Annotated in this window: 10 protein-coding genes; 1 reads left to right on the top strand and 9 read right to left on the bottom strand. The window is 46.7% G+C overall.

The features are described 5' to 3' along the window. Positions 1–211 precede the first annotated feature (211 nt). On the top strand, positions 212–1,915 hold the full coding sequence (locus CN378_RS05765; protein ID WP_098350968.1) for an Rqc2 family fibronectin-binding protein: 1,704 nt from the start codon (positions 212–214) through the stop codon (positions 1,913–1,915). Positions 1,916–2,049: 134 nt separating this feature from the next. Here the strand turns inward: CN378_RS05765 and pyrE are convergent, their stop codons facing one another. The 9 genes from pyrE to CN378_RS05720 form a co-directional block, all read right to left on the bottom strand. After that, the gene (pyrE, locus tag CN378_RS05760; RefSeq protein WP_098350967.1) at positions 2,050–2,673 is read right to left on the bottom strand and encodes an orotate phosphoribosyltransferase; all 624 of its coding nucleotides are present in this window, start codon (positions 2,671–2,673) and stop codon (positions 2,050–2,052) included. Further along, positions 2,670–3,380, bottom strand: a complete 711-nt coding sequence (gene pyrF / locus CN378_RS05755) for an orotidine-5'-phosphate decarboxylase (RefSeq protein ID WP_098350966.1) — start codon at positions 3,378–3,380, stop codon at positions 2,670–2,672. Before pyrF ends, pyrE begins: the two co-directional genes overlap by 4 nt. Next, entirely contained in the window at positions 3,352–4,293 is a 942-nt protein-coding gene (locus CN378_RS05750; RefSeq protein WP_098350965.1) for a dihydroorotate dehydrogenase, read from the bottom strand. The genes pyrF and CN378_RS05750 overlap by 29 nt, the downstream gene beginning before the upstream one ends. Then, on the bottom strand, positions 4,290–5,063 hold the full coding sequence (locus tag CN378_RS05745) for a dihydroorotate dehydrogenase electron transfer subunit (RefSeq protein WP_098350964.1): 774 nt from the start codon (positions 5,061–5,063) through the stop codon (positions 4,290–4,292). The genes CN378_RS05750 and CN378_RS05745 overlap by 4 nt, the downstream gene beginning before the upstream one ends. After that, entirely contained in the window at positions 5,060–8,272 is a 3,213-nt protein-coding gene (gene carB / locus CN378_RS05740) for a carbamoyl-phosphate synthase large subunit (RefSeq protein ID WP_098350963.1), read from the bottom strand. Before carB ends, CN378_RS05745 begins: the two co-directional genes overlap by 4 nt. Then, a complete protein-coding gene (locus CN378_RS05735) occupies positions 8,265–9,356 on the bottom strand; it encodes a carbamoyl phosphate synthase small subunit (RefSeq protein ID WP_098350962.1) in 1,092 nt (363 codons plus the stop codon). Before CN378_RS05735 ends, carB begins: the two co-directional genes overlap by 8 nt. Beyond that, complete coding sequence (locus CN378_RS05730) at positions 9,353–10,639, bottom strand: dihydroorotase (protein ID WP_098350961.1); 1,287 nt, start codon at positions 10,637–10,639, stop codon at positions 9,353–9,355. The genes CN378_RS05735 and CN378_RS05730 overlap by 4 nt, the downstream gene beginning before the upstream one ends. Positions 10,640–10,655: 16 nt before the next feature. After that, entirely contained in the window at positions 10,656–11,534 is an 879-nt protein-coding gene (locus CN378_RS05725; RefSeq protein ID WP_098350987.1) for an aspartate carbamoyltransferase catalytic subunit, read from the bottom strand. Between the two features lie 159 nt (positions 11,535–11,693). Further along, the gene (locus tag CN378_RS05720) at positions 11,694–13,022 is read right to left on the bottom strand and encodes a solute carrier family 23 protein (protein ID WP_098350960.1); all 1,329 of its coding nucleotides are present in this window, start codon (positions 13,020–13,022) and stop codon (positions 11,694–11,696) included. Positions 13,023–13,112 lie beyond the last annotated feature (90 nt).

Here is a 13,112-nt window from a genome sequence, read left to right as displayed (position 1 = left end):
AACCATGTCACTCTCCTCCTACGATACGAAAAGTTGTCCTTCTCATAGCATTCTTATTCAGACTCGTCCTAAAAAATGATATGATTTATGTAGGTTTTGCATTTTACCTGAGGGAAGGGTAAAATCGGTTACATTTGATACACTTTAGTACCCATACAAGATGGATAGATGTAAAATACAATGAAATCGTTTAAAGCAGAGGATGTTAGATATGTCATTTGATGGATTATTTACAAGAAACATGACGAAAGAATTAAATGAGAATTTATTACACGGTCGTATTAACAAAATACATCAACCATATAAAAATGAAATTATCATGATCATCCGGGCAAATGGAAAAAATCACAAAGTGCTCTTATCGGCTCATCCCAGTTATTCACGTGTTCAATTAACTAATGAGAGCTATGAAAATCCATCTGTTCCCCCTATGTTCTGTATGTTGCTGCGAAAACATCTGGAAGGATCCATCATCGAGGGGATCAAGCAGGTCGGATTGGACCGGATGATCGTTTTCGAAGTGAAAGGCAGAAACGAAATTGGGGACATTTCCTACAAACAACTAATCATCGAGGTAATGGGACGCCACAGCAATATCATCCTTGTGGATAAAGAGCGAAATATGATCCTCGACAGCATTAAGCATATTTCCCCCAGCATGAATACGCACCGGACTGTGTTGCCGGGTCATACGTATGTTCTCCCGCCTCAACAGGATAAGAGCGACCCGCTGGAAGCAACCACAGTAGACGTGCTTAGGGCACTTGATTTCAATTCAGGGAAGCTCGATAAGCAGATCGTCCAATCTTTCGCCGGGATTTCTCCGCTTTACGCGAAAGAAATCGTTCACCGGGCCGGGATCGGAAACCAGTCTGCCATTGCCGAGTCATTCGTGAACTTGATTGATTACGCGAAAAACTACGATACAACCCCGACCCTCATAAGCGCCGGGAAGGAAACATTCTACTGGATGGACCTTCTTCATCTTGAGGGTGAGAAACAAACGTTCCATTCCTTGAGTGAACTGCTGGATCGTTTCTTTTATCAAAAGGCTGCACGGGATCGCGTCAAGCAGCAAGGCAATGATCTGGAACGGTTCATTCGAAATGAGCGGGATAAAAACGTCAATAAAATCGGGAAATTAGAGCAGACCCTGGAGGATGCACAGCAGGCAGATCGTTATCAACTGCTTGGGGAACTTCTTACCTCAAATTTATATGCCGTGGAACGAGGCATGACGGAGATCAGCGTAGTCAATTATTATGATGAAAACGGGGAAAGTATTACGATTCCACTTAATCCTCAAAAATCACCTTCGGATAATGCACAGAATTATTTCTCACGTTATCAAAAAGCGAAGAATGCCATCCAGATCGTTCATGAACAGATTGAGAAGGCCGAGGATGAGATTCGGTATCTCGAACAATTATTGCAGCAATTAGAATCCGCTTCTACGAAAGATGTGGAAGAAATCAGGGAAGAACTTGAAGAAGAAGGCTACCTGAGGGTCCGAAAGCAAACGAAAAAGAAAAAGGCAAATGTTAAGCCCGTACTTGAACACTACACCTCAACTGACGGGACACCGATCCTTGTCGGTAAAAACAATAAACAAAACGACTACTTAACAAACAGGGTCGCAGGACGAGAAGAGATTTGGCTTCATACGAAGGATATCCCGGGCTCCCACGTCGTCATCAAGAGTCAGGATCCTTCAGAGCAAACCATCAAGGAAGCGGCCAATATCGCAGCTTATTTCAGTAAAGCACGGGAATCAGGCTCGGTGCCGGTTGATTTCACAGAAGTGAAGCAAGTGAAGAAACCAAAAGGTGCCAAGCCCGGATTTGTCATTTATGAAGGGCAGCAAACCGTATATGTGACACCTGACCTGGACCTTGTTCGATCGTTGAAGGATTGATAATGGCCGGGATGCACTTTCACTCAGTCTGAATTTGGACTGGGTGGGAGTGTTTTTGTTTTACCCCTTACAGGAGAAGCATACCAGATCCCTTCCCGACAAAAAAAGCAACTCTTAAACGAGTTGCTTTCCCATTACAATCCCCAATTCTCCGGATCTTCACTCCAAAGCTTCAATTGTTCCAGCTCATCTTTCTGAATGATCTCATGCTGCACCGCTACATCCAATAAACTCGAATAGTCGGATAAGGCATAGGCTTTAATATCGTGCTCCTCAAGCATCCTTTTCCCTTTATCCAGTTCATATGTGAAGATCGCGACCACTCCTAATACGTCACATCCCGCATCCCTTAAAGCGTTAACAGCTGTTATACAGCTGCCTCCCGTGGAGATGAGGTCTTCCACGACGACGACCTTTTGTCCAGAAGTCGCAATCCCTTCAATCTGCTTCCCTTTTCCGTGGGCTTTGGCTTTTGACCTGACATAACACATCGGAAGGTTCAACTTGCCGCTCACCCAGGCAGCATGTGGAATTCCCGCCGTCGCTGTTCCCGCGATGACTTCTGCATCTGGAAAATGCTTCTGGATCAACTCGGACAGTCCATTTGAGATGTCATTTCGGACAGAGGGATAAGCCAGTGTCAGCCGATTGTCACAATAGATCGGGGACTTGATACCCGATGACCAGGTAAAGGGCTCCGCCGGGTTTAAAAATACTGCTTCTATGTTTAATAATTTTTTTGCGATTTCATGTTTCATTGATTGCCCTCCCATTCTTGAACGATCCGTTCATATGCCAGCACCGGATTTTCGGCACTTGTGATGCTCCTTCCGACCACTATGTAGGAAGAACCTAATTCTTTTGCCATTTGGGGTGTAGTGACCCGTTTTTGATCTCCCAATCGGTCTTCCGCTAATCTGATACCGGGAGTGACACGAATAAAGTCATTACCGCAATGTTCTTGAATCAGGCGCGATTCGTGTGGAGAACATACCACTCCATCAAGCCCGGCCCCTTTCGCAAGAGAAGCATAATGTAAGACAGACTCATTGATGGTTGCAGATATCAGTTGTTCTTGCTGCATCTGTTCTTCCGTTGTAGACGTCAGCTGTGTGACGGCAATCAATTTTGCACGACTTTGGTTGGCAGGAGTACCCGCATGGAGACCTTCCAGCGCTTTTTCCATCATGACGCTGCCACCTGCCGCATGAACATTGATCAGTTCCAAATCGAATCCTGCCAGTCCCTTCATGGCTCCGTACACTGTATTGGGTATATCATGAAGCTTTAAATCGAGAAAGATACGGTGATTTTTATTCAGGATCTTCTCAAGGATGACAGGTCCATTTTGAAGATACAGCTCCATACCGACTTTTACATTCAGACTCCCTGTAAATTGATCCAAAAAGGCCGATGTCATCTCCCAGTCTTTAAAATCAAGAGCTATAAACGGTTTCGGATTCATGCTTCCCCCAGCTCCTTCCGGTTAATTGAGATATATGGTCGACTCCGAGTTCCTCAAGTAATGGTGGTAAGTCGTTGATGATTCGTTGACACACGAATGGATCCACGAAGTTCGCTGTCCCGACTGCCACGGCACTTGCTCCCGCATGGAAGAATTCAATCACATCTTCAGCCGATTGGATCCCACCCATCCCGATAATCGGAAGATCCACTTGTTGACTCACTTCATAAATCATCCGGATGGCAACCGGTTTAATGGCAGGACCCGATAAGCCACCGGTCTTATTCGCAAGGACCGGCTTTCCTGTTTTCATATCCAATCTCATCCCCAGGAGAGTATTGATCATCGTCAGCCCATCCGCTCCTCCTGCTTCAACAGCCTTTGCCATTTCGACGATATTGGAGACGTTCGGTGATAATTTCACATACAAAGGGACTTGAGTGACTTCTTTGACCCTCTCCGTCAGCTCTTTAGCCACTTCAGGAATGGTCCCGAATGCGATCCCACCCGTCTTTACATTTGGGCAGGAAATATTCAGTTCAAGGGCAGCAACATTTTCAGCCGAAGAGATGACTCTTGCCACTTCCACATAATCCTCTACTTGAGAACCTGCCACATTCGCTATGATCGGAACATCGTATCCCGCAAGCCAAGGAAGTTCCTTTTCCATCACACCGGAGAGTCCCGGGTTCTGCAAACCGATCGCGTTCAGCATTCCACCATTTGTTTCAGCAACCCGGGGAGTCGGATTCCCAAAGCGTGCCTCTTCCGTCGTCGCTTTAATCATGATCGCTCCCAGCTCGCTTAAATCATAGAACTGACTATATTCGCGACCAAAGCCAAAACATCCTGAAGCCGGCATAACCGGGTTTTTTAAAGATAATCCGGGTAATTCGATTTGTAATGATTTCATAAAAGCACCACCCCAGTTGGAAATACCGGTCCGTCACTGCAAACCTTTACATAGTCCGACCCGTGGGGATCATCCTGTTTGTGACAGACACAGGCAAAACAAGCGCCAATCCCACAGCCCATTCGTTCTTCTAATGAAATGAACCCCCGTTTATCCCCCAATTGGGATTCCAGTGCTTTCAGCATCGGTGTCGGGCCACAGGAATAGAACACATCAAAGACAGGTTTTTCCTCCCGGATCACATCTGTTACAAATCCTTTTGTCCCAAGAGATCCATCTACAGTGGCAATATACGTGTCTCCCAGTTCCCTGAACTTGTTTCCATAAAAGCTCACGGCTTCATTTTGAAAACCGAGGATATGCGTCACTTTCCAACCGTTAGCTACGAGCTTTTTGGAAAGGCCGTAGAGAGGAGGAACTCCAATTCCTCCACCTACTAACAGTGCGGTCTTCCTTCCATCCTCCACGGAGAATCCATTACCCAGGGGCCCTAATACATCGACCTTTTCGCTATTCTCCATTTGGGAAAGTAACCTCGTCCCTTTTCCTTCAGCACGGTAGATCAGGGTCATGGTGTTTTTTTCATGGTCGTGAGAGGCGATGGATATCGGCCTTCTGAGTAAAGGGTCGATTCCTGTCCCCACCTTCACATGAACGAATTGGCCGGGAGCCTTTATTTCACTCACTAAATCACCTTGAAGAACGAGCTCAAAGATGTTTTCAGCTATCCTTTCATGAGAAAGCACAATCATCTTCTCGTTTACGATCATTGATAAACCGCCTCTTTCGCTTTCGGTTGTGAGTCAAGTGCATCAGCTGAGAATGTCATGGATTCAATCACTCTCAGGATGGCTTCAGCTGTATCCAGGGACGTAAGACAAGGAATGCCGTTTTCTACTGATTCTCTTCGAATTCTGAATCCATCCCTTGCAGGCTGCTTACCTTTTGTCAGTGTATTGATGACAAGCTGTGTTTCTCCACTTTGGATGATATCCAATAGTGTAGGGCCGCTGGATCCGATCTTATCCACTTCACGAACGGCGATACCTGCTTTTGTCAGATGCTCTGCGGTGCCCTTTGTTGCAAGGATTTGATAGCCGATATCGATAAAGCGTTGAGCTAAGAGTACTGCTTCATCCTTGTCTTTATCTGCCACGGTCATGAGCACGGATCCATATTCCTTCATTTGCATTCCTGCTGCGACCATTCCCTTGTATAGTGCTTTTTCCAAGGTCAAATCTTTCCCCATTACTTCCCCCGTTGATTTCATCTCCGGTCCGAGAGTGATATCCACCCGTCTTAGTTTCGCAAATGAGAAGACTGGAACTTTCACATACACACCTTGTTTTTCAGGAACCAGTCCCGACTCATAACCTTGATCTTTCAGGGAGATTCCGAGAATGGACTTGGTTGCAATATTCGCCATAGGTACATTCGTGATTTTACTTATGAATGGTACTGTCCGGCTGGAACGCGGATTCACTTCCAGAACGAAGACTTCACCTTTTGAGATGACATACTGGATGTTCAGTAATCCTATGATGTTTAAACCTTTTGCAAGTCTTGTCGTGTAATCGGCAATGGTTTGTTTCTGTTCCTGTGTGAGCTGCTGTGGAGGGTACACCGCTATGGAATCCCCCGAGTGAACCCCGGCCCGCTCGATATGCTCCATAATTCCAGGGATGACGACGTCCGTTCCATCTGAGACGGCATCCACTTCAATCTCTTTCCCGATCAGATAGCGGTCGATTAATACCGGATGCTGCGGGTTGACCTTTACTGCATTCTTCATGTATTGAAGGAGCTCTTCTTCCCGGTAAACGATTTCCATTGCCCTTCCGCCGAGAACGTACGAAGGTCGGACCAGAACCGGGTAGCCGATGTGTTGAGCAATCTCAATGGCCCCCTCTACCGAGACAGCTGTTTTTCCTTCTGGTTGTGGGATGCCGAGGTCGTTCAGGGTTTGTTCGAATTTATCCCTGTTCTCTGCACGATCCAAATCCTCAAGGGATGTACCGAGAATCTTGACTCCTCTTCTCACCAGCTCCTCTGCCAGATTGATCGCGGTTTGGCCGCCAAACTGAACGACGACTCCCTTAGGTTTTTCAAGATCAATGATGTGCATCACGTCTTCTACCGTAAGTGGTTCGAAGTATAATTTATCCGAGATACTGAAGTCAGTAGAGACCGTTTCCGGATTGTTATTCACGATGATCGCTTCGTAACCCGCCTCTTTAATGGCCCAGACAGAGTGAACGGTCGCGTAATCAAACTCCACGCCCTGACCGATCCTGATCGGTCCTGACCCAAGGACGATGACACTCTCCCTTGATGTGACCCTGGATTCATTCTCATCCTCATACGTACCATAGAAGTAAGGAGTTTCCGATTCGAACTCAGCCGCACATGTGTCGACCATTTTATAGACAGGTGTTAACTCATGTTCTTTTCTCCAGTTATACACGTCTGCTTCTGTACTATTCCACAATTTCGCCAGGGTGATATCCGAAAAGCCCATGCGCTTGGCCTTTTGTCCAAGATCCGGGGCGAAAGGATTCATGGCTAATTCCTTTTCAAACTCTACGATTCTATTCATTTTATATAAGAAGAAAAGATCGATTTTGCTCCATTCATGTATGGTTTCAATCGTCACTCCCCGTCTCAGCGCCTCCCCGATATAGAAGAGTCGTTCATCGCCGGCTTTCCTGATCCTTTTCTCGATCCACTCGTCCGTAAATTGGTGTGCATCACTTAGTTCCATGTGATACGTATTGCTCTCAAGTGAGCGGATCGCTTTCAGAAGTGATTCTTCGAAGGTACGCCCAATCGCCATCACTTCTCCGGTCGCTTTCATTTGGGTTCCCAGGTTACGTTTGGCAGCTTCGAATTTATCGAATGGCCATCTTGGGATTTTTGTCACCACATAATCAAGTGCAGGTTCGAATGATGCATATGTTTTACCCGTCACCGGATTCATCATTTCATCCAGTGTCAGGCCGACGGCGATCTTCGCTGCAAGCTTTGCAATCGGGTAGCCTGTTGCTTTGGATGCAAGTGCAGATGAACGGCTCACCCTTGGATTCACTTCGATGATATAATACTGGAAACTGTCAGGGTCTAGTGCCAGCTGGACATTACAGCCTCCTTCGATTCCCAACTCACGGATGATATTCAGACTTGTATTCCGCAGCATTTGATACTCACGGTCACTTAAGGTTTGACTGGGTGCTACAACGATTGAATCTCCCGTATGAATTCCAACCGGGTCGATGTTCTCCATATTACACACGACGATGGCATTATCGGCTGCATCTCTCATAACCTCATATTCTATTTCTTTGAAGCCTGCAATACTTTTTTCCAAGAGACACTGAGTTACAGGGCTGTATTTCAACCCTGAGGTTACAATCTCAATCAGTTCTTCTTCGTTGTGACAGATGCCTCCTCCAGTTCCACCTAATGTGTAAGCTGGACGGACGATGACTGGATAGCCAATTTCATTGACGAATTGATAGGCCTCATCTAAGGAATGAATGATTTCACTTTCCGGAACCGGTTCTCCCATTTCATTCATCAAGTTCCTGAACAAGTCACGGTCTTCCGCTTTCTCGATCGCAGAAAGTTTCGTCCCGAGGATTTCCACTCCGCATTCTTCCAGCACTCCTGAATTCGCAAGTTCAACCGCCATGTTCAATCCCGTTTGACCGCCTAATGTAGGCAGCAGGGCATCGGGACGTTCTTTACGGATGATCCTGCTGACAAATTCGAGTGTCAGCGGTTCGATGTACACTTTATCGGCCATTTCAGCATCTGTCATGATCGTTGCAGGATTCGAGTTTACGAGGATGACCCGGTAGCCCTCCTCTTTTAGGGCGATACAGGCTTGAGTTCCGGCATAGTCGAATTCTGCCGCCTGTCCGATGATGATGGGTCCGCTTCCGATAACTAAGATGCTTTTGATGTCTGTACGTTTAGGCATGTTGAAGCTCCTTTCTTTTCTCTTCTTTCATAAGTTGTAAGAAATCATCGAATAAGTAGTTTGAATCCTCCGGCCCCGGAGACGCTTCGGGGTGATATTGTACAGTAAAGGCAGGGAAGTCCAAATGCTTCAATCCTTCTACTGTTCCATCGTTCACTGCCAAATGGGTCACCTGTAATCTTGATCCAGCCAAAGACTTTTCATCGACTGCATAGCCATGGTTCTGTGAGGTAAGTGCCACTTTTCCCGTTTTCAAATCCTTAACAGGATGGTTTCCTCCCCTATGACCAAATTTCATTTTGAATGAATCCCCTCCACAAGCAAGGGCAAATAATTGATGCCCTAAACAGATGCCGAAGAGTGGGATTTCACCCAAGAGCTCCTTAATCGTCCGGATCGCTTCAGGTACATCTTTCGGATCCCCCGGTCCATTCGAAAGCATGATGCCATCGGGCTGTAATCGGCGAATCTCTTCAGCTGTCGTATCGTAAGGAACCACGATCACGTCACAATCACGCTTGTTCAGTTCCCTAAGTATCCCATGTTTCATCCCAAAATCCATGAGCACTACACGGTAGCCTCTTCCCGGGCTTGCATAGGCTGTTTTCGTGGAAACCTGCATGACTTGATCTGTTCGTAAATCTGTATCATGCAGCTTCTCAAGCATTGCTTGTGGATCCAGCTCCGCTGAGCAAATGATGCCTTTCATCGCGCCATGCTTCCTGATTATCCTTGTTAACTTTCTGGTATCGATATCTGCAATTCCCGGAATTCCTTTTATTTTTAATAATTCATCTAATGTTGATTCATTCCTCCAGTTAGAAGGAAAGTTTGCCACTTCTCTTACAATGAACGCTTTGATGGCCGGGGTAATCGACTCAAAATCGTCCCGGTTGATTCCATAATTCCCTACAAGTGGATAGGTCAGGGTGACCAGCTGCCCGCAGTATGATGGATCTGATAAGATTTCCTGGTAGCCTGTCATGCTCGTATTGAATACGACTTCACCAATACTTTCTTCATTCGCTCCGAATCCTTCTCCCACGAAAACTGTTCCATCGTCTAAAATGAGTTGTCTTTTCATTGTTCGTTTCCTCCTTCATTCCATACAAGAGATCCCTGATAAAAAGTAGCTTTCGGAAAGCCTTTGCACTCCCACCCTTTAAATGGAGTGTTCTTTCCTTTTGATAAGAATTCATCCGGATCAATCACCTTTTGCTCATTTAAATCGATGAGCGTAAAATCTGCTTCTCCTCCTACTTCAAGTAGTCCAAACGGAAGATTAAAGGCTGAACTCGGTTTAATCGTCAACCAGTCAATTAATTGCTTTAATGTAAAGATTCCTTTTTCAACAAAATGTGTGTAAAGCAACGGAAAGGCGGTTTCAAGTCCCACGATCCCGAAAGGAGCGAGCTGCATCCCTTCTGACTTTTCTGCTTCTGTATGCGGTGCGTGGTCGGTGGCGATAAAATCGATCGTTCCGTCCAGCAGCCCCTCGATCAGAGCTTGTTGATCCTCCTTACTCCTAAGAGGCGGATTCATTTTGAAGTTGGGGTCAAGCCCCGGGATATCGTCTTCGGATAGCAGAAGATGATGAGGTGTTACTTCAGCCGTCACGTTGATTCCGGCTTTCTTCGCATCCCTGACCACCCTGACAGATTCTTTCGTCGAGATATGACAGACGTGATAATGGACTCCTGCTGCTTCAGCCAGCAGCACGTCCCTGGATATATGTACAGCTTCACAGATGGAAGGGATGCCTGGCAGATTATGCTCTTTGGAGAATGTCCCATCATGAACCGCTCCTCCGTATATCAACGTATTCTCTTCACAGTGGGCCACAATGGATGCATTGATGCCGGCTGCCTTCTTCATGGCTTCAAACATCATGCCTGCCGATTGTACCCCTACCCCATCATCCGTGAAGGCAAATGCACCTTTCTCTTTTAATGATGGCAAGTCATTAAGCGTCTTCCCAATTTGCCTCTCCGTGATCGCAGCATAGGGTAATACGCGGACACTGGCAGTTTCGGAGATCTTTTGGTTAAGGGACTGCAGATTTTCTACTGAGTCGGGCACGGGTCGTGTATTGGGCATGGCAGCGATGGTCGTGAATCCCCCTTTTGCAGCAGCTTTTGTACCCGTTTCGATCGTTTCTTTGTGTTCGCCCCCTGGTTCCCTTAAATGGACATGAAGATCAACAAATCCTGGGGAAATCAATAACCCATCTGCTTGATATTCACGATGATCGGTGCTCTTGAGGTCTGTTCCCATCTCGATGATTTTCTGATTCTCTACCTTCACATCCACTATCTCAAGATCACCATTCTTTGCTAAAATACGTGCATTTCGGATTAACCAATTCATTTCAAATTCCCCCTAATTAGTTGCTTTCAAGTGATCTTTTTAAAACGGCCATTCTGACGAATACACCATTTTCCATTTGTTTGAAAATTCTTGATTGCTCACACTCCACCAATGAATCTGCTATTTCAACTCCTCGGTTGACAGGTGCCGGATGAAGGATGATTCCCGATGGTTTCATCCTTGCCCGCCTCTCCTCCGTCAACCCGAAACGTTCATGATATTCTTCTTTCGTCATGTTCGATGTACTTTCATGTCGTTCATGCTGGATGCGAAGAAGCATGATCACATCGGAATCGGTCATACATTCATCAATCGGCCTGTACTGATGCCGATCACTAGACGGGAACCATTCTCTCGGTCCCGAGAAGATGACTTCTGCTCCGAGTTTTGTCAAGGCTTCCGCATTGGATCTCGCTACCCGGCTATGGGCAACATCTCCGATGATCGATACCCTTAGTCCTTCAAACCGGCCAAACTCCTGCCGAATGGTCAACAGGTCTAAAAGGCATTGGGTAGGGTGATTCCCACATCCATCGCCTCCATTTATCACACGAATGTTGAGAGGTGCCAATTCTTCAAAGTAGCGCTCCAGGGAATGACGGATGACGACCGTTTCCACCCCTATGCTTTCTAACGTTTTCACCGTATCATACAGGGTTTCCCCCTTTTGGACGCTTGATGTCTGTGCTTCAAATGGAATGACTTCAAGTCCAAGCTTCCTTTCGGCCATTTCAAAGCTGCATTTTGTCCGGGTACTTGCCTCGAAGAAAAGATTGGCCACATATTTATTGGAGCCATCCAACCAGGCTTCCCCCTTTTTAAAACGCTCCGCCTCATCCAGTATTTGAATGATGTCCCCGTTTGATAAGTCATTCATTGTCAACAAGCTCTTCATCATGAGACAACCCTTTCTACTCTTCTTTCAAAAAAAACACCCTGTCATTCTCCTGACAGGGTGTTTTTGAACATACCAACAGTGACAATGCGGTAAATCCCGCATGTCTCGTTCAAATGCACCCTTCTTAGACTCTCTGGACCATATTAAAAGGTGGATCTATGCAACATCATGTTTAGCATTTTCTTCTTCGAATAAATTGTTTTCTCCTTCACTTTCTTCCCTGCCTGGTAAGACAAGGTTCAGGAACACACCGACAATCGCTGCCAGAGCCATTCCGGATAAGGATACCTGCTCGTTGACCTTTACAAAGGCGCCTCCCACTCCAATCACGAGGATTACACTCGAGATGACCAAGTTTCGCTTGTTGCCCAGGTCTACTTTATTATCAATCAGCATGCGGAGACCGCTTGATGCGATGATCCCGAACAGGAGGATGGATACGCCCCCCATGACCGCCGATGGAATCGATCCGATCACGGCCGTGATCTTGCCTACAAATCCGAACATGATGGCAAGGACCGCTGCCCCGCCGATGACGAACACGCTGAAGACCCGTGTAATCGCCAGTACTCCGATATTTTCACCATATGTTGTATTGGGTGGCCCACCAAGGAAGGAGGCGATCACAGTCGCTACCCCGTCCCCAAGGATGGAGCGGTGAAGACCCGGCTTCTCAATGAAATTCCGTCCAACCACTTTACTTAACACCATCTGATCCCCCGTATGCTCGGCCAAGGTCACAAGGGCAACCGGGACCATGATGGAGACGATTTCCCAAGAGAAGCTCGGCGTGTAGTCTACAAAGGGGACAAAGAAGTCCGGCATTTGGAAGAGCGGTGCATCGATTACCTGTTGAAAATCCACCAGCCCTGCAAACACCGCAATGACATATCCGCCGATGATTCCGGCAAGGATCGGAACCATCCCGAGAAATCCCTTGAAGTAAATCGAACAGATGACCGTGATGGCCAATGTGGCAAGGGCGACCATGAAGTGTGTGTTACTGTAAACCAGTTGTTCAGCTCCAGGATTTTCATACATGGCCATATTTACGGCCGTTCCCGCGAGGCCAAGTCCGATTACCATGATCACTGGACCGACCACAACCGGAGGCAGGATCCGTATAAGCCATTTTAATCCAAGCTTTGAGATGAGCAGGGCAACGATTCCATATACGACCCCTGCGAGGAAGCTTCCCATCATGGCGGCTTCCGGGCCACCAAAACTTTTGGCAGCTAAGATGGGAGCGATGAATGCGAATGACGATCCCAGGTAAGCCGGTATCCTTCCCTTTGTAATCAGGAGATAGGCAAGTGTTCCGAGTCCGCTCGAGATCAAGGCAACCCCCGGGCTCAAACCGACCAGGAATGGAACCAGTACCGTTGCCCCGAACATGGCGAATAGATGTTGTATGCTCAGCGTGATCCATTTTCCTATATTAGGTACCTCTTCTACGTCTAATACGACTTGTTGATTTTGATTCATGTATGTTTCCTCCTCTAATACCCAAATTTACCCATTAAAAAACCCTCTTTGTCCTGAAAGAGGGCACAAAGAGGGTACAAGAAGGCCTGC

It is taken from the genome of Bacillus sp. AFS015802 (assembly GCF_002561455.1).
GTDB lineage: Bacteria > Bacillota > Bacilli > Bacillales > Bacillaceae_B > Rossellomorea.
The sequence above is the reverse complement of the archived record's forward strand: the minus strand, read 5'-3'. Positions and strand labels throughout refer to the sequence as shown.